Genomic DNA, 17807 nt, shown 5'->3' with positions numbered 1-17807 from the left:
GGGAATGAACCATGGGAGAGATTAAAGTACCGGAATTAGCAGAATCAATTTCTGAAGGAACAGTTGCACAGTGGCTAAAACAAGTAGGAGATTTCGTTGAAAAAGGCGATTATATCGTTGAACTTGAAACAGATAAAGTTAACGTTGAAATTACAGCTGAAGACTCTGGTGTACTAACGGAACTTCTTGCTGGCGAAGGCGACACAGTGCAAGTTGGTGAAACAATTGCACGTCTTGAAGCGAAAGAAGGAGCTTCAGCACCAGCAGCACCAAAAGCTGAAGAAAAACCAGCAGAGGAAGCACCAAAGCAAGAAGCGGCTCCAGCTCAGCAAAAAACTGTTGAAGAAGTAGCGCCAGCAGCTGAAGCGCCTCAGCAAGGAAATCAAAAACAATGGCTAATTGCTTCTCCTGCAGCTCGCAAAGCAGCAAGAGAACGCGGGATTAAGCTAGATCAAGTGCCAACTACTGATCCTCTTGGCCGTGTGCGCAAACATGATATTGATTCGTATGCAGACCAAAAATCAAATGAGCAAAAGCAGCAAGCACAAGCAAGTAAGCCAGCTAACCCGGTATCTCCGTCTCCAGCGGCAAGTGAAAATAGCGATAAACCTGTTGAACGCGAACGTATGTCACGTCGTCGTCAAACAATTGCCAAACGTCTCGTTGAAGTTCAGCAAACAGCGGCTATGCTAACAACGTTTAACGAAGTAGACATGACGGCTGTTATGGCTCTTCGTAAACGACGCAAAGACAAATTCTTTGAACAGCACGACGTAAGACTTGGCTTTATGTCATTCTTTACAAAAGCAGTAGTAGCAGCACTTAAAAAGTATCCATTATTAAATGCTGAAATTCAAGGAAACGAGTTATTAATTAAAAAATTCTATGATATCGGTATTGCTGTGTCAGCTCCAGACGGTCTTGTTGTTCCAGTTGTACGTGATGCTGACCGCAAAACATTCGCTGGTATCGAAGGATCTATCGTTGATTTAGCGAAAAAAGCGCGCGACAACAAATTAGCATTAAAAGATTTACAAGGTGGAACGTTCACAATTACAAACGGCGGCGTATTCGGTTCATTAATGTCTACACCAATTTTAAACGGGCCTCAAGTTGGTATTTTAGGAATGCACAAAGTTCAGCTTCGTCCGGTAGCAATTGATGAAGAGCGTATCGAAAATCGTCCGATGATGTACATTGCACTTTCTTACGATCACCGTATCGTTGACGGCAAAGAAGCCGTAAGCTTCCTAGCTACTGTTAAAGAACTATTAGAAGATCCAGAATCTTTATTACTAGAAGGTTAATAAAAAGAACCTGCTATTTTCTTAGAGAATAGCAGGTTCTTTTTATGTTCGCTTAATGCCTGCAACATAAGCAGGGCCCAAAAAAGTCATGCTAGCGAGTGTCAGGGCCATTTCTCGCGGTGACTGCTTCATGCCTTGTTCTAACCAGTGCTGAATAACTCCAAGATGCGCTGACGTTACGTAAGACATTAGATGTTCAAGTGGAACAAGCGGAGGCGTTTTATTATCAATGAGCTCTAATTTTTCGAGCATATTGGTTTTCATAACTTCTTTAATTTTAAGATGAAAGCCAGGGTTGCCTTTTGGACCAAGCATAACCTGCATAAAACGTGCATTTTCTTGAATATATTCAAAAAGTGTAATAATAAACGGCAAAGGCTGTTCTTTCAAATTAGCAGACACAATCTCATTGGGATTTGCCTTTTTGATAAATTCTTTTACTTCTTGAATAACTTCATTTTCGCTCTTTTCAAGCAAATCGTATTTATCTTGGTAGTGTAAATAAAAAGTTCCGCGATTAATATCCGCTTTTTTCGTCAAATCCCTGACCGTGACGCCTTCAAACCCTTTCTCTTCCATTAATTCTGTCAAAGCATCTCGGATAAATCTTTTCGTTCGAATAATTCTGCGATCTGTTTTTGAATTCCCCACAGCTTTTAAACACCTACTTTTTTCTTTAATAATGAACAGTTATATGCTTTGTGTTAAGTAATCGACATTCCCGCTATTATTGCATATTGAGAATACAGGTAAATTCATTATAATTTACATAGTGATCACTAATCAACATCATGTACATTATCTTTTCGTTAACGTGTATATCCTTAAAACAAAAAGGGGAGATCTATATGAAATTAGGTAATCAAAAGCTTATATATTTTTCACCAATTATAGTAGTAGCTGTTATTTTTATCTTTATTCTAACCTTAATTCCTTCGGCAAGCTCAGCACCTAAGGATTTGCCAATCGCATTCGTCAATGCTGACGAAGGAATGACAGTTCCAGCAAAGGGTAATGTAAATATAGGAAATCAAATAGAACAAAATACGAAGCGGGCGAGTACTGAACAATCTTTAGTTAAATGGATTTTTGTCTCAAATACTAAAGAAGTTGAAAAAGGTTTAAATAACCAAAAATACTACGGGGCGCTTATCATTCCAAAAGATTTCAGCAAAAAACAGGCGACTCTCCAGACGGCTCAGCCCGATGCACCTGCTATTAGATTGTTAGTGAATCAAGGAATGAATACAGCTGCTTCAACACTAGCAAGTCAGGTGCTAAACGGGGCAGTCGATAAGATGAATGAAAATATGCGCTTGCAGCTAGTGAAAAGATTTGAACAAAACGGAACGCAACTAAGTGCAAACCAAGCATTAGCACTTGCTGCACCGATTCAAAAGACAGTGATAAACGTAAACGAAACAGGGACTCATAGTGTCAACGGAAATGCCCCCGTTTCATTATTTCAGCCGCTGTGGATGGCAAGTATAGCCGGTGCTGCAATGGTCTTCCTCAGCATTCAAAAGATCACGTTTTCTTCTCGTAAAGAGAGAATCGTTAACCAAGTAGGGTTCGTCATCATCGGGGTTATACTTGCTTTAGCTGCTGGTTTCGGGCTAGCGTGGCTGGCTGGAGTAGTTGGAATAAGCGTTCCTTCATTTTTGGATACAGCACTATTCTTAGCTATTGCTTACTTCAGTTTTCTCACCTTGATATCAGCCGTACTTTCATGGCTAGGACTAAAGGGACTTCCAATTTTCATTATTATTCTATTTTTTGGCGCACCTTTGCTTTCAATGGCCCCAGAAATTATGCCTGATTTTTATAGAGAGTGGATTTATCCATGGCTGCCAATGAGATTTATGGTAGATGGCGTAAGAGAACTATTTTTCTTTGGAGAACATCTGACATGGAATCCTTCTGTATCTGCTCTAGTTCTTATCTCTTTAATAAGTTTGTGTGCTCTGTTTGCTTCTGCTTTACCTGCATCTTTTGTAAAAAAAGATGAGTCTCGCTCAATATAAAAGATACTGTAACTGAATGAAAAGGAGAGATGATGATGCATCCACAAATCCTAATCGTCGGTGCCGGCCCTACTGGCCTCGTTATGGCCTACAATTTAGCCAGACATAACATTCCTTTGCGAATTATTGATAGAAGCGACGGACCTGGGCAAGCCTCCCGGGCAATGGCTATTTTACCGCGAACACTTGAATTTTATCAGCAGTTCGGTTTTGCAGATGAAGTTATAGAGCGCGGGATTAAGATGGAAGATGTATACGTCCGAGTGAAGAATAAAATAAAAGCAAAAGTTCATCTAGGATCTTTAGGAGAAGGGTTAAGTCCTTTTCCTTTTGTTCTTACATTTCCACAGGACGACCACGAGCGGTTTCTGCTTGAAAAATTAAAAAAACTTGGGATTGAAGTAGAATGGAAGACGGAGTTACTCTCTCTAGCTGAACACGGAGAAGGGGTAAAAACTTTATTAAAAGCCCAACAAGAGGAAACCGCTTATTTTAAGTATATTTGTGGATGTGACGGAGCACACAGTACCGTTCGTAAGCAAATGAAGGTAGAGTTTAAAGGAGAAAAATATAAACAGCATTTTTATGTGATGGATGTTCACGGCTCTGGTGAAGTGATGAAGGATCAAAAAATCAGTATTTCATTTAGCAATGAAGAATTTTTGATTTGTATGCCTGTTAGAAGTAAAGGAACGTATCGAATGATCGGTATTATTCCTTCAGCTTTTGGGGATCAAAACGATGTAAAAGCTGAAAACATTCACGCTTTTATTCAACGAACATTTGGTGCTCAGGTTGAGGGTATAAATTGGTTCTCGACATATCATATCCATCACAGAGTAGCAAGTCGTTTCCGACAGGGGCGTATTTTTCTAAGTGGAGATGCAGCTCATATTCATAGTCCTGCAGGCGGACAAGGAATGAACACAGGAATTGGGGATGCAATCAACCTTTCATGGAAATTAGCAGCTGTCCTTCAACACAAAGCGGCACTTTCCATATTAGATACATACGAAGAAGAAAGGTTGCCTTTTGCAGAGCTGCTTGTAAATACAACTGATCGCGCTTTTAAGCGAATGGTGGCACGAGATAAAACGAGTCAATTTTTTAGGAAGCATATCTTTCCGCCTGTACTATCCTTTTTATTTCGTTTCCCTTATCCCCGTCACAAAGCATTTACGATTTTATCTCAAATCCGCATTAAGTATCGAAAGAGTGACCTAAGCAGCGGGCAAGGGACGAATGTGCAAAGTGGTGATCGATTACCTTATGTAGAAAGGAATTTTGAATCTTTACAGTCTTTAAACTGGCAAATACATGTCTATGGAACAGCAGCAGAGAAGCTAAAAAGGAGCATGCAAGAAAAAGACTTCTCCTTACACGAGTTTTCTTGGAACCCTTACTTGAAGAAAGCAGGGCTTCAAAAAGATGCTCTATACGTTATTAGACCGGACGGATACATTGGTTTTATTAGCAGCGAGCAGCGTATAGATTTGCTTCATCAATATTTGCATACGCATAAAATCCTTCCTTTTACAAATGAATAATAACGCTAATAAAAAGCTAAGACAACATGATTTTAGCTGAAGGAAAATTGGATCGATGAATCGAGATTCTTCAAGGAAAATCAACTTAATTCGGATTTTTTTATGTTCATGGTAAACGTATATTTCATCTATTTAGTTTATTCTAGCGCTTGATTGGAGGGCAAGGCGCAGACTCCTGCGGGAAAAGCGGAACAGGTGAGACCCCGCAGGAGCGAAAGCGACGAGGAGGCTCAGCGGCCGCCCGCGGAAAGCGAAGCCTTGCACGGAAATCAACAGCAGTGTAGCGAGCAATCAAGCTCATTGACCCCATTTGTTCGTCTTTAGATTGAATTGATTTTGTTATGTCTCAATCTATTTATTTTTGTTTACAATTTCGAAACAACTTGGAGATGTTTTTGCTAAAGCTGTTTGATAAGATAGACAAAGAGAAATATCAAATGAAAGTACGTGATACATTGAATAAAAAGATTTTAGTAGTTGATGATGAAAAAAGTATTGCTACAGCGGTATCTTATGCTTTCAAGCGCGAAGGATATATTGTAGACACAGCATCTGACGGTGAAGAAGCACTTGAAAAAGTAAAAAGCTTTCAACCTGACGTGATGATATTGGATGTGATGATGCCGAAATTAACCGGCTATGAAGTATGCCGAAAACTTGAGAATCGAAGAGGAATGGGGATTATCTTGTTAACGGTTAAAAATGATATCGTCGATAAAGTTCTAGGCTTAGAGTTAGGCGCTGATGATTACATGACCAAGCCGTTTGACGTAAGAGAACTTGTAGCTAGAGCTAAAGCACTTGTTCGGCGAATGGAAAAAAATGAAGCTCCTGAAGCTGTGGGAGAAATCACGGTGGGAAAAGTGAAGGTGAACTTAATTCAGCGCACGTTACATGTTGCCAATGAGTTAGTTAAGCTTACACCAAAGGAGTTTGATCTTATTGCTTTATTACTTGCCAATTTAGAGAGAGTGTACACACGAGAAGATTTACTAGATCTTGTCTGGGGAATGGATTATGCAGGCGGTACACGTACGGTAGACATTCACATGCAGCGCCTTCGAAAAAAAGTAGGAGAAGCAGAGCCTTATTTGCTTCAAACGGTATACGGGGTTGGATATAAAGCGACAGCAGGGCTCAATGAATGAAAATTAGCCTAAAAGCTAAGATGGGGCTCGTTCTTGCTTTTTTAATTATTTTAACAGTAACCGTACTGAGCGTACTTGTGTTAAAAGGAATTGAGACAAATCAGCGTGATCAGCTAGAAAGTGAACTTATTCAAAAAAGCAAAGCAGCCGAGCAAACGATTCATCAAAGTTATGTAACCGGTGACCCGTCTCTGAATACAGATTCTTTTCTTCAGCAAAAAGGACAGCGCCTTGCATCTTCGATTGCATCACAAAGCGGAATGCAAACAGTCCTATATAATCAAAAAGGACAGGAAGCAGGAAGCTCTATTCCCATCGGCCAAAAAGATGTGGATGTTTCTGATACGCTTAGCTATGCTTTAAAAGGAAAAATAGCCTATCAAATCTCGGGTTCTTCCCTTATTTACTTTGCACCTGTGTCAATCGACAATCAATTTATTGGAGCCATTCGTTTTGACCATTCCCTAAAAAATAATCAGCAGTTTATAGCTGACATTAGGCACTTATTTCGTATGGGAGGAACGATTGCGGCAGCAGCAGCTTTTTTAATTGGCTACGCTTATTTTTACCGCATTGCTTCGCTCATCGCTACGCTTCAAAAAACTTCACAGCAGATTCGAAAAGGCCATTATTTAACTGACGTGCCGTTCAAACGACGCGATGAACTTGGAGAGCTCAGTCAAGGCTTGTTTTTTATGAGTACGTCGATTGAAAAAAATATCGATCAAATGAATGAAGAAAAAAGAAAGCTTGAATTCGCTATTTCGAAACTGCAGTCTCTCGAACAGCAGCAAAAGCAGTTTATCGGTAACATCAGCCACGAATTTAAGACGCCTTTAACATCGATCAAAGCTTATGTTGACTTACTTGATATGTATCGAGATGATCCTCAGCTTATGGAAGACGGCGTGCAAAACATTCGTAAAGAAACGAATCGCCTTCATGAAATGGTAGATAAAATCTTAAAGCTTTCAGCTCTTGAGAAATATGATTTCGAGCAGCGACCAGAGCAAGTTGAATTGAAGCGGCTTCTAGAAGACATATGCGATCGTATGAAAGGAAAAGCAGCTAAATTTGATTTGACTCTTCATACAAGTATCAAAGAAGCAGTTGTTTGGGCTGATCGCGAAAGCTTAATACACATTTTTATCAATTTAATTGACAATGCTATTAAATATAATGAACCAGGCGGAAAAGTGGAAGTAACGTCTTACACTTTAGAGAATTCTATTATTGTGGATGTAGCTAACACCGGAATAGGGATTCCACCCGAAGCAGAAGAGAAATTATTTCAACCATTTTTCACCGTAAATAAAGATCGGTCGCGTTTATCCGGAGGTACAGGCCTTGGCTTAGCATTAGCCAAAGATTTAACTGAAAAGCAAAAAGGCGTTATCAAGCTGCATCATTCTGATTCTAAATGGACGATTTTCAAAGTGTCGTTTCCTTTGAAAACAGAGAAATGAGTTAGCTAAAAGGAGTGAACCGTTATTGAAACGGTATAGATTAATGATATGTATAGCAAGCACTTTTCTTATTTTAACATCATGCGGACAAGAAGAAAGCCATAGAGAAACGGTTGAAAAACCCGACAAGAAAATTACTGTATTGGACCAAGTAGATAAAGATGGAAAAATAGAAGTGAAAGACGTGCAGGATATTAACGGCGTAAGAGCGTTTCAATTTTTAAACGAAAACACAATGATTGTTAGTAAAGAAAATAAACAATTTCGTTCGCACGATTTCGGTCCCAAAGAGGTATATGCACAGAATTTAGCTACCTATAATCTAAAAAACAAGTCTACTTTTGTGTTGCATCCAAGCAATGAAATTCAACATGCGGCGAAGCTTTCTCCGAATGGTGATTATCTTTTTTATAAAGTAGCAAAAGGCGAAGATACATTTGGTTATATAATGAACCTTCAAACAAAAAAAACGGTTAAAATAAAGAATGTTCTTCTCTATCCATCAAGCGGAGAGTGGCTTAATCATTCAGAAGTAATGTTTATTACAATGGAAGGAAAGCTTTCTAAAGCAAATGTAAAAGGAGAAGCAGAACCTCTGTTGCACAGAGACGATCGAATCTTAGATGCAGTTAAAGGAATAGGTGGCATTTACTATATTGGTGTAAACAACCAGCTTTTTTTTCTTCATAACGAACAGACGCACCCTGAAAAAATCCGAGATAATGTGGTTTCTATTATCCCGTCTCCAAACGGCAAACAATTAGCGCTCGTTCAGCAAAAAGATGCCCAAACGAGAACGCTGTCTATCACAGATTTAAAAGGATCAGAGGCCTTTCAGCTTGCTCTGTCCACTCAAATTTTTGGCGTAAGCTGGTCTCCCGACGGTTCGAAATTAGCTTATAACTTTATTTCTGAAAAAGAGGGAGATAAAGGGATATTCCTAGCAGACGGATTAACAGGAGATGTTACACACTTAAACGTAAATTTAGACTATGCTGCTGATCAGCTTGCTTGGAGTCAATCAGGAAATAAACTAGTTGCATCGAGCTTTACGCAAAATCAAGTTCAGACGTATATTATCTTTTTGAAATAGACTGCTTAGGCAGTCTATTTCTATTTTTTTACACCTTAAATTTTTTTAAGAGTGTTTACAAGTTTGAAACAACTGAATAACAGACAGAAACATTTATATTTTATCCTTTCAAACGGCTTTTGTAGCACATCAAAAGCCGTTTGAAAGGAGTAAGACATCATGAAATACTTTTTAGTTATTTGTTCTTTAGCTTTTACGCTGATGATAGCAGGATACGGAACAAGCAATTCTTCATCAAAGTCTGCCAGAGAATTCACAAAAAATGGACAGGCTCAAAAACTAGAAAGCTCATCAGCTTCTCCATCTTTAACAAAACCTAATGTAGAAGAAACAGTGGTCATAGCCAATCCAGAATCGGTTACGGCTTTAGTTAATAAAAAGCATCAGCTTCCTGAATCCTATCAGCCTTCCGATTTAGTCTATGCCGACGTTCCGTTTATCTTCAACGAAAAGATAGAAAAACGAATGCTTAGAAAGCCTGCGGCACAAGCACTTGAAGAACTTTTCCGAGATGCTGAAAAAGAGGGAATCAGCTTACTTGGTGTATCTGGTTATCGATCTCACGAGCGTCAAAAAGAGCTTTTTGCATTTTATGCAAAGCGAGACGGTGAAGAACAAGCACGCACATATAGCGCCTACCCTGGAACAAGTGAACACGAAACGGGACTAGCAATCGATGTCACGGGAGGAAGTGGAATGTGTGCTGCCGCAGACTGCTTCGCTGCTACATCAGAGGCTCATTGGCTTTCAAAAAATGCGTATCAATACGGATTCATTATTCGATACCCTGAAGGTGAAGAACAGGTTACCGGCTATAAATACGAACCATGGCACCTTAGGTATGTAGGGAAAAAAGCAGCCGCATCCATTTTTAATCAATATGCAACGTTAGAAACCTATGCAAGTAAGAAAAAAGCTTAAGAAAAAGTTCTATAACTGGAGAATGAAGGAAAGAAAAATGAAAAGTCAGGTTTATCACTCTCACATATGATACAAACTGATACTATAACATGCTTGTTATAGAGGAAGTGTATCAATGTATAAAGATATTGCAATTGAACTGATATGTGGATTTTTAGCGCTATTTATTATGCTGAAGCTTTTAGGTAAGACGCAGTTTGCTCAAATCACTCCGTTTGACTTTATTACAACGCTTGTCCTGGGAAATATTGTGGGGGATGCAGCTCTTGAAAAAGGAGTAGAGTTAACTGAAATTCTTTATAGCGTTTTGATTTGGGGGCTTCTGATCTACGCAGTGACAAAGCTATCTCAAACCTTTACAGGGTTTAGAGGAATTCTTGAAGGAAAGCCTTCAATGATTATTTATAAAGGGAAAATCCTTTATAAAGAGCTTAAGAAAAACAACTTGGACTTGAATCAGCTTCAGCATCTAATGAGACAGCAAGGGTATTTTTCACTGTATGAAGCAGAATACGTCATTTTAGAAACAAATGGAGAGGTGAGCGTCGCTCCTAAACACGAATTCGGCCCTCCGACGAAAAATGATTTAAACATCCCTTATTCTCAAACCAATTTACCTATTGCTTTAATCATGGATGGAAAAGTAGTGCCTGGTAATTTGAAAGAAGCAAACGTAGATGAAAAATGGTTAAAAAAACAGCTTGCAATCAAGAAAATTAAAAAATACAGCGAAGTTTTTTATGCTGAATGGCAGCAAGAGCGGGGACTAGAAATAACAAAATTCTAAAAACCCTTTCCTTAAAAGGAAAGGGTTTTTAGCTTTCTTTTAATAGCTTAGCAAAATCTTCAATCGTTGTAGAATACGTAACGTACAGACGCGGAATAAGATAGTTTTTATTCTTTTGTCCGCTTTCAGTAAAAAATGCTGGAATCGTTGAAAGACCAAATGTATAATTCTTTTTTGTTTCTTCCACTACGCGGCTATTGAACTTTCCATAAGGGTAAGCAAGAGCAATAACGGGCTGGCTCGTGATGGCTTCAATTTTTCGTTTTGAATCAGCTAGCTCATAGGATAAATTTTTCGTCTTAGTTAAATCCGGATGAGTAGCAGTATGAGACTGAATAGAAAAAAATCCTGAATCAACAAATTTTTTCAAATCCGCTGGCGACAAACGGTTGGGACGGCCGATAAAATCTGAAATCACAAAAATTGTAGCCGCTGGATGAAATTGAGGGCTGGCTGCTCTTTGAAAAATAGGCAAGATAGTAAGATTATTTTTATATCCATCGTCAAATGTAATAAATATAGGTTTTTTTACACGCTTTAGTTCCTCCCATTTTTCAAATGTTAGCGGCGTATATCCTTGCTTTTGAAGATAAAGAAGTTGTTTCTCGAAATTTTCAGGCGTCACATACAGTTCTTTTTCCCCGTGGCCTGTGTAGGTATCAATAGAATGGTAAATCAAGACAGGAACTTTCACTTGGCTAAAAACGGTGGAAGGGAAAATAACAGTTAGCACTAAGATAACAAAAACCGAAATTTTTCTCATAACAATCCTTTCTGTTGCACAGTGGTGACGAGACTGTTTTAGTATGTCAAAAGAAAAGGAATGTATAAGCCAAGCTTTCTTTTTTTACAAATATAAGCCTTCTTTTTTAAATATTTTATGCAGAACCAAGTGCTCAGCAGAGTTCACAACTGCAAACTGTTTCTTAGAAAGAGAATGGGGAGAAAAACGCATTAGCTTAGTAAAGTCTGACGGCAGCGTAGTAGATGAAAAATCAGTAGAGAGTATAGGGGCAGACAAAGGTGTTTTCGAGCCGATGTGAAACCCCCAATCTCCAAAAGAAGGAATAATGGTGTGGTAGCTCAACGTATAAAACTGAGAAGCTTTCATCGTCTTATTAATGCTCCAAAAAACGATAGGTGTGTCTCTAGGAGAATTTGACTGACATACGACCAAGCCGCTGCGCGATAGTGAACGGTGGAGAAGTGCGTAAAATTCTTTTGTATAAAGAGCACTTATTTTTTTGTTAGTGGGATCAGGAAAGTCAATAATGATGATGTCATAACACGCTGAATTCAAAGAGAGGTAGTCAACAGCATCTTGAATATGAACGGTGACACGAAAATCTTCAAATGAGCGTTGATTTAACTTCTTTAATTCTTCTACATTCATCGCAGCATTTACAACGTCAGCATCTATTTCCACAAGGTCTATTTCTTTAACTTCTTTATATTTAAGGACTTCTCGTAAAGCTAAACCATCTCCACCGCCTAGAATAAGAATGCGGTGAGGACTTACGGAAGCTGCAAAGATAGGGTGTACAAGAGCTTCATGGTACGCATGTTCATCCAATGAACTAAATTGCAGCTGTTCATCCAAATACATTCGAATATCAGATGCTTTAATCAGCTGAATATCTTGAATACGGTTTTTTTGATGAAACAAAATGTCGTGCTGGCCTGATAAGAGTTGCTTTAAGCTAACGTGATCTGAGTCATCTCCACGATTGGGAAGACGAGTGCTTTCAGCATGCTGACGGTTTTTTGTTGGAGTTTCGGCGTGTTGAATTCCGCGAGAAATCGAATACACAACAGCTTTTTTCGAAGCTAATTGCTTCAGCAACGCATAACCAATTTCAATTATTTCTTTGTCTCCGCACGTATAAAAATCTAATGAAGCGTAGTTTTCCTCCGGCCACGTATGAATAGACAAGTGAGAGGTAGCTAATACGAGAATGCCTGTAATGCCTTGGGGCGTAAACTGGTGAAAATAACAGTGCAAAACTTCCATCTCTGCATCTAGTGCAGCTTCAACAAGAATTCTCCTTAAAAGTGAGGGGTCGTTTAATATCACTTCATCGCATTCGAACGCATCCATTAGCAAGTGTTTGCCTTTAATATCCACTACTTCAGCCTCCTTTTTGAGCATTATTTTCACTATCTTATGAAACTTTTTCAAAAAAGGAAACGTAAGCACGTTATTTTATAGATATTTTCGGGAAATAACTAGTTATCTTCCCAGAGAAAAGAAGCTGGGGAAAACGTATTTTCGTTGAAGGAAGATCCGAACAATCAATCGAAATTCTTAACGGAGAATTCAACTCGTTCGGATTTTTTCATTGTGATGGTGAACGTAGATTTACCGTATGTAATAGCTGTTAATTGGAGGGCAAGAGCGGAACAGGTGAGACCCCGCAGGAGCGTAAGCGACGAGGAGTCTCATCGACCGCCCGCGGAAAGCGAAGTCTTGCGCGGAAATTGACAGCACTAGCTCACTTATCCAATTTGTTCGTCTTTACATTTGATTGATTTCGTTATGTTTCAATCTTTCTACTCTTTATCAGTATTAAACCAGCCTTTTCGCTTGAACCATAGAATTAACCCCAGCGTTATCAGTCCCATGAAGCCAAGCACAAAGAAATAGCCATAGTGCCACTTTAGCTCAGGCATATTTTCAAAATTCATTCCGTATACGCCAACGATAAAGGTAAGGGGAATAAAGATAGATGAAATAACAGTCAGTGTCATCATGATTGAATTCATCCGGTTTGAATTAAGAGAAAGATAATTATCGCGCATATCAGACGTCATTTCCCGATTTGATTCAATCATATCGGCTAATTTTAATAAGTGGTCATAGACATCTTTAAAATACCTTTTTTGTTCAGGATGAACATCTAGGCGTTCAGAATTTATAACACGGTACAATAAATCGCGCATAGGCAAAATGGTTCTTCTGATTTTTAGCAAATCACTTCGAAGTTTGAATACATCTTCCATTAAAACAGAGATGGATTTTTTTGCATCTATGTTTTCTATATCATTCAGCTCATCTTCAATCTGATATACAGTGGGGAAATATTCATCTACCACTTTATCCATCACAGAATACGAAAAATAGCTTATCCCTTTTTCTTGAATGGAAGGTGTATGAAGCAGCTTTTCCCATACTTTATCAATTGCAGCTGACGGGTGAAAATGAAAAGTAACCATATAATTTTCGCCGATAAAAAGGTCAACTTCTTCAGCTTCTAACGTTTGACGATTTAACGAATGAAGGACAAAAAAACTGTATCCTTCATAATAATCGAGTTTTGGGCGCTGCAGAAAATGAAAGCAATCTTCAATCGCTAACGGATGAAAGTGAAAGGATGATTGAAGCAGCAGCGCTTCTTCTTCAGAAGGGCAGTTAAAGTCAATCCAATAGTACTGAATAGAGGGATCGTGAATCTGATCTAATTGTATATGCTTCACAAGTTTGTCATCGTTCGTAAGAGCTAACGTTCGTATCATTTGAAAACTCCTTTGTGTTTTTATAGCTATTTTCAATGTAGCATAAAATCATAAACTACACGTATTTAAAAGAAAAATTTTCTTTCTTCTCTTTTTATAAAACTAGTAAGGGTGAAAAAGTTGAATTATAATAATAGTAGTAGCTGGTATGGAAAGGGGAATCGTTTTGAATAAAAATGAAGCACTTCGAATGTTTTTTTTAAAACATGCAGATCAACTGACGGAAGAATGGTATGAAAGCATTGAAGACAATGACCCAGAATCGGTTTATGCATCTACTCATCCGGAAGTCATTTCAGTACTAAAAGATCAAAATAATGAATTTCATTTATACATAGCCGATGTATTTATAAAAAGTGAAAAAGAATTTTTTGATTCATTTGAAACGTGGATTTTAAAGATTGCGGAAGACGGAGAGCATGTAAGAACGCCTATTCATTATATTATTCGCGAATTTTTCCGAGTTAGAAAACAGTATTTAACGTATTTAAATCAATTTGTAGAAGAGTACGAGCAAGATATTACGCAAGAAAAACTAGACGAATGGAACGAATTAATTGTACGCGTGTTTGATATCACCGTTTATAAATTTGTAGAAGAGCACCATCAGCATTCAAAGCGGTTGCTTGAAGCACACAAAGAGCTGATCAATGAGCTGAGCTCGCCAGTTATTCCATTAAGCGATCATATTGCGATTCTTCCGCTTGTTGGGGATATCGACACAGCAAGAGCGCGCCGAATTTTAGAAAATACGTTAACTCGCTGCGCTGAACAGCAAGTGAATCACCTTTATATTGATATTTCAGGAGTAGTTATTGTTGATACGATGGTTGCTCATCAGATTTTCCAGCTGATTGATGCATTAAAATTAATAGGGGTAGAATCAACCATCTCTGGGGTACGCCCTGAAATCGCGATTACCGCTTCTCATTTAGGTTTATCGTTTGAAAATATATCAACAAAATCAACCCTTGCTAACGCGATGGCTTCACGTATGAGGAAATAAAGCAAACAAGAATTACTTTTAATTCTTGTTTTTTTTATTTCAATTCATACTTGACATATAGGTTAAAGAGGTATTATGATTTTACTAATTTAATAAATAAAAAGAGTCGTATTACATACGCTAATATAAAAATGCATCTCTGTAATTAGCGGACAAGAATTGAACAAACAATATGAAAACGCTTTATATAGAATACGAGGATATTTAGGAGGAAATAGAAATGAACATCTTATGGTTTTTCCCTACAGCAGGCGACGGACATTATCTAGGCACAACCGAAGGAAGCAGAACAAGCGACATTCACTACTTAAAGCAAATCGCACATGGACTGGATTATCTAGGATATGACGGTGCTTTGTTGCCTACTGGTTCAAATTGTGAAGATTCATGGGTGATTGCATCGGCACTTGCTTCCGTTACGAATCGACTGAAGTTTTTAATTGCACTTCGCCCAGGTGTAATGTCTCCAACAATTTCAGCACGGATGGCTTCGACATTCGATCAAATGTCAAACGGCCGACTTATGTTAAATATTGTGACGGGAGGAGATCCCGTGGAGCAAGCGACGTACGGTAACTATTTAAGCCACGATAAACGCTATGAGTTAACAGATGAATTTTTAACGATTTGGCGAGATGTAATGGAAGGAAAAAAAGTCGACTATAAAGGAGAACATGTTGATGTAACAGGCGCGTACATTCCATCGCCTCCTGTCCAAAAACCGTATCCTCCGCTGTACTTTGGTGGATCTTCTCCAGCAGGAAAAGAAGTAGGAGCAAAGCATGCAGATGTATATTTGTTATGGGGAGAGCCGCCTGCGGTGATTAAAACAAAAATTGATGAGATGAAAGAAAAAGCTGCAAACGAAGGCAGGGATATTCGCTTTGGTATTCGCCTGCACGTTATTGTAAGAGAATCGGAAGGCGAAGCGTGGGAATCTGCAGATAAATTAATTAAACATGTTAATGATGATACGATCAAAGCGTTTCAAGATAAGTTTGCGTCATTTGACTCTACTGCCCAAAAAACACAGTCAAGTTTGCACAGCGGCACAAAAGATCGAGGGGCACTGGAGATTGCTCCGAATCTATGGGCGGGAATTGGCTTAGCACGAGAAGGAGCTGGAACTGCTCTTGTTGGAAGTCCTGAAATTGTAGCGGATCGGTTAAAAGAGTACAAAGAGCTAGGAATTGATACGTTTATTTTATCAGGCTACCCGCATCTAGAAGAAGCATATACGTTTGCTGAGCTAGTATTTCCACATATTCAAAAAGAACGAAGCAAGAGATAATTCTTGCTTCGTTCTTTTTGAATCGTAAAAAAATAAATAACCCAGTTGACTTATAGGAATTATAGGTGTATTATAAAGATAGTTCATTTAGTCAGAAAATTTGTGGTAAAGGGTGAAGAAAATGGAACGTTATGACGTAATTCAAGGCGCAGAATCTTTTTATTATAAAGGCAACGACATTGGTATACTTGTTTCTCATGGATTTATGGGGACTCCTCAAAGTATGGAATATATCGGAAAAGAATTAGCTGAAAAAGGTTTTACTGTGTACGGTTTGCGACTAACGGGACATGGTACTCACTACTATGATATTGAACAAACAACGTATGAGGAATGGAAGCAGGACTTTTTAACTGGGTATCAGCGTTTGAAGCAAGAATGCCGTCATGTATTTATCTTGGGTCAGTCCATGGGAGGCACTCTTACCTTTCATACAGCAAGCCAAGGATTAGACCTTGACGGAGTTATTGCAATCAATCCGGCTATGACGTCAATTCCTTCAATGGAGCCTTATCGCTCTCGTCATACGCCTCGTTATTTAAAAGAGGAGCATCCTGATATTAAAGATCCAAACGTACATGAAATTACGTACGATAAAGTACCCGTGCGCTCTATGCGTGAGCTGCTTTCTTTAATGGACGAAACAAAAGAACGCTTATCTTATGTAACGTGCCCGGCTTTAGTCCTAACATCAACAGTTGATAACGTAGTACCGCCTGAGAATTCAGCTTATATCTTAAACCATATTCAATCAGCAGAAAAAAGACAGCACATGCTTCGAAACTCTTACCATGTTGCGTCGATGGATTTTGATAAAGACACAATTGTTGCACAAACGGCACAGTTTGTACAAGCAACAGTTGCCAAAAAAAAAGTGCATGAGCGAATTTTTTAATTTTTAAATTCGCTCCGTTTCTTTTTTACTTCAAGTAAGATAAAATGAATCTTGAATGAAAACAAAGGAGTGTACATACATGATTCATTTAGAATGGAACGATCGTCCAACCATTAAACAAGTAAAATGCATACATACAGATGCAAAAAAATTCGTGGTTGAAAATGTCTTAACAGCAGGAAAAACATATGATGTGAAAAATGAAACAGAAGAGTTTTATTTTGTTGTTGATAACACTGGCCAAGTCGGCGGCTTTTATAAAGAATACTTTGAAGGCTAAACAAAAAATCATCGTCTCGGCGATGATTTTTTTATTGCAATAATTACTTGGGGCTTTTCTTAATGAAAACGAATGAACATACTTTTAAAGAGAAATTCCATATATCTAATCATTTCGAAAAAAAGCTTTATGATAAAAATAGGATGTAAGACCTAAAATCTTCCGTTTCTTGTTCTGATTAAAAGGGTAACTGACTATAAATACCCATGACAACAATTATTTTACAATGTAAAATGAAAGCGACGCTTAGCAGAAAAAGGAAAAGAGGAGGTCATACGATGAAAAAGCGTAATACAGCAGCTTTTACATTTTTAGCATGGACAGCTTTTATTACAGCACTATTAGCTATGGTTATAGGAATTTATACCTTAGATGCATCATTACCGGTAAAAGGTTATTATGCCGTTGGAACTTTATACTTAACAATGTCTGCTTTTGTGCTCCAAAAAACCATTCGTGATAACGAAGAAGATACGGCACACGAACGCAAATATGACAAAGCAGAAGAAGAATTGTAGAGCTAAAAAAA

19 protein-coding genes are annotated in these 17807 nt (G+C 38.3%); 15 read left to right on the top strand and 4 right to left on the bottom strand.

Going from position 1 to position 17807, the window contains the following annotated elements:
- Window positions 1-11 precede the first annotated feature (11 nt).
- On the top strand, window positions 12-1307 hold the full coding sequence (odhB, locus tag ACFX4R_RS21900) for a 2-oxoglutarate dehydrogenase complex dihydrolipoyllysine-residue succinyltransferase (RefSeq protein WP_014459542.1): 1296 nt from the start codon (window positions 12-14) through the stop codon (window positions 1305-1307).
- Between the two features lie 42 nt (window positions 1308-1349).
- On the opposite strand, the gene ACFX4R_RS21895 is transcribed toward odhB, so the two are convergent.
- Window positions 1350-1958 (bottom strand): TetR/AcrR family transcriptional regulator, encoded by a 609-nt coding sequence (locus ACFX4R_RS21895; protein ID WP_121945413.1) that lies wholly within the window; start codon window positions 1956-1958, stop codon window positions 1350-1352.
- 197 nt (window positions 1959-2155) lie between these two features.
- On the opposite strand from ACFX4R_RS21895, the gene ACFX4R_RS21890 reads away from it, so the two are divergent.
- The 8 genes from ACFX4R_RS21890 (at window position 2156) to ACFX4R_RS21855 (ending at window position 10293) form a co-directional block, all read left to right on the top strand.
- Window positions 2156-3331 (top strand): YhgE/Pip domain-containing protein, encoded by a 1176-nt coding sequence (locus ACFX4R_RS21890; RefSeq protein WP_377570371.1) that lies wholly within the window; start codon window positions 2156-2158, stop codon window positions 3329-3331.
- Between the two features lie 35 nt (window positions 3332-3366).
- Entirely contained in the window at window positions 3367-4878 is a 1512-nt protein-coding gene (locus ACFX4R_RS21885; RefSeq protein WP_377570369.1) for an FAD-dependent monooxygenase, read from the top strand.
- A gap of 149 nt (window positions 4879-5027) precedes the next feature.
- On the top strand, window positions 5028-5162 hold the full coding sequence (locus ACFX4R_RS21880; protein WP_286190839.1) for a hypothetical protein: 135 nt from the start codon (window positions 5028-5030) through the stop codon (window positions 5160-5162).
- 171 nt (window positions 5163-5333) lie between these two features.
- Window positions 5334-6026: a response regulator transcription factor gene (locus tag ACFX4R_RS21875; protein WP_116515028.1), complete on the top strand. Its 693-nt coding sequence runs from the start codon at window positions 5334-5336 to the stop codon at window positions 6024-6026.
- Window positions 6023-7492 (top strand): sensor histidine kinase, encoded by a 1470-nt coding sequence (locus ACFX4R_RS21870; protein WP_208756835.1) that lies wholly within the window; start codon window positions 6023-6025, stop codon window positions 7490-7492. Before ACFX4R_RS21875 ends, ACFX4R_RS21870 begins: the two co-directional genes overlap by 4 nt.
- Window positions 7493-7517: 25 nt before the next feature.
- Entirely contained in the window at window positions 7518-8585 is a 1068-nt protein-coding gene (locus ACFX4R_RS21865) for a TolB family protein (protein WP_377570366.1), read from the top strand.
- A gap of 159 nt (window positions 8586-8744) precedes the next feature.
- A complete protein-coding gene (locus ACFX4R_RS21860; RefSeq protein WP_377570364.1) occupies window positions 8745-9506 on the top strand; it encodes a M15 family metallopeptidase in 762 nt (253 codons plus the stop codon).
- 115 nt (window positions 9507-9621) lie between these two features.
- Window positions 9622-10293, top strand: a complete 672-nt coding sequence (locus tag ACFX4R_RS21855; RefSeq protein WP_013057585.1) for a DUF421 domain-containing protein — start codon at window positions 9622-9624, stop codon at window positions 10291-10293.
- 28 nt (window positions 10294-10321) lie between these two features.
- Here ACFX4R_RS21855 and ACFX4R_RS21850 read toward each other — a convergent pair whose 3' ends face one another.
- Both ACFX4R_RS21850 and ACFX4R_RS21845 read right to left on the bottom strand, forming a co-directional pair.
- Complete coding sequence (locus ACFX4R_RS21850; RefSeq protein ID WP_377570362.1) at window positions 10322-11056, bottom strand: polysaccharide deacetylase family protein; 735 nt, start codon at window positions 11054-11056, stop codon at window positions 10322-10324.
- An 84-nt stretch (window positions 11057-11140) separates the two neighbouring features.
- Complete coding sequence (locus ACFX4R_RS21845) at window positions 11141-12418, bottom strand: polyamine aminopropyltransferase (RefSeq protein WP_121945406.1); 1278 nt, start codon at window positions 12416-12418, stop codon at window positions 11141-11143.
- Window positions 12419-12565: 147 nt separating this feature from the next.
- Here ACFX4R_RS21845 and ACFX4R_RS21840 point away from each other — a divergent pair, with 147 nt between their 5' ends.
- Window positions 12566-12775, top strand: a complete 210-nt coding sequence (locus ACFX4R_RS21840; protein WP_116513970.1) for a hypothetical protein — start codon at window positions 12566-12568, stop codon at window positions 12773-12775.
- A 68-nt stretch (window positions 12776-12843) separates the two neighbouring features.
- On the opposite strand, the gene corA is transcribed toward ACFX4R_RS21840, so the two are convergent.
- A complete protein-coding gene (gene corA / locus ACFX4R_RS21835) occupies window positions 12844-13806 on the bottom strand; it encodes a magnesium/cobalt transporter CorA (protein ID WP_377570359.1) in 963 nt (320 codons plus the stop codon).
- Window positions 13807-13954: 148 nt separating this feature from the next.
- Here corA and ACFX4R_RS21830 point away from each other — a divergent pair, with 148 nt between their 5' ends.
- The 5 genes from ACFX4R_RS21830 to ACFX4R_RS21810 all read left to right on the top strand — a co-directional run bounded on the left by ACFX4R_RS21830 (window position 13955) and on the right by ACFX4R_RS21810 (window position 17796).
- Window positions 13955-14812: an STAS domain-containing protein gene (locus ACFX4R_RS21830; protein WP_377570356.1), complete on the top strand. Its 858-nt coding sequence runs from the start codon at window positions 13955-13957 to the stop codon at window positions 14810-14812.
- A gap of 220 nt (window positions 14813-15032) precedes the next feature.
- A complete protein-coding gene (gene ssuD / locus ACFX4R_RS21825) occupies window positions 15033-16103 on the top strand; it encodes an FMNH2-dependent alkanesulfonate monooxygenase (RefSeq protein ID WP_377570354.1) in 1071 nt (356 codons plus the stop codon).
- A 121-nt stretch (window positions 16104-16224) separates the two neighbouring features.
- Window positions 16225-16998: an alpha/beta hydrolase gene (locus ACFX4R_RS21820; protein ID WP_377570351.1), complete on the top strand. Its 774-nt coding sequence runs from the start codon at window positions 16225-16227 to the stop codon at window positions 16996-16998.
- 79 nt (window positions 16999-17077) lie between these two features.
- Window positions 17078-17278 (top strand): DUF6501 family protein, encoded by a 201-nt coding sequence (locus ACFX4R_RS21815; RefSeq protein ID WP_013057578.1) that lies wholly within the window; start codon window positions 17078-17080, stop codon window positions 17276-17278.
- A 278-nt stretch (window positions 17279-17556) separates the two neighbouring features.
- Entirely contained in the window at window positions 17557-17796 is a 240-nt protein-coding gene (locus ACFX4R_RS21810; protein WP_377570348.1) for a YiaA/YiaB family inner membrane protein, read from the top strand.
- Window positions 17797-17807: the final 11 nt, after the last annotated feature.

This window comes from Priestia sp. YIM B13490 (genome assembly GCF_042787735.1).
GTDB classification, from domain to species: domain Bacteria; phylum Bacillota; class Bacilli; order Bacillales; family Bacillaceae_H; genus Priestia; species Priestia megaterium.
Note: the sequence above shows the minus strand (reverse complement) of the source record. Positions and strands in the feature narration are given on the sequence as shown.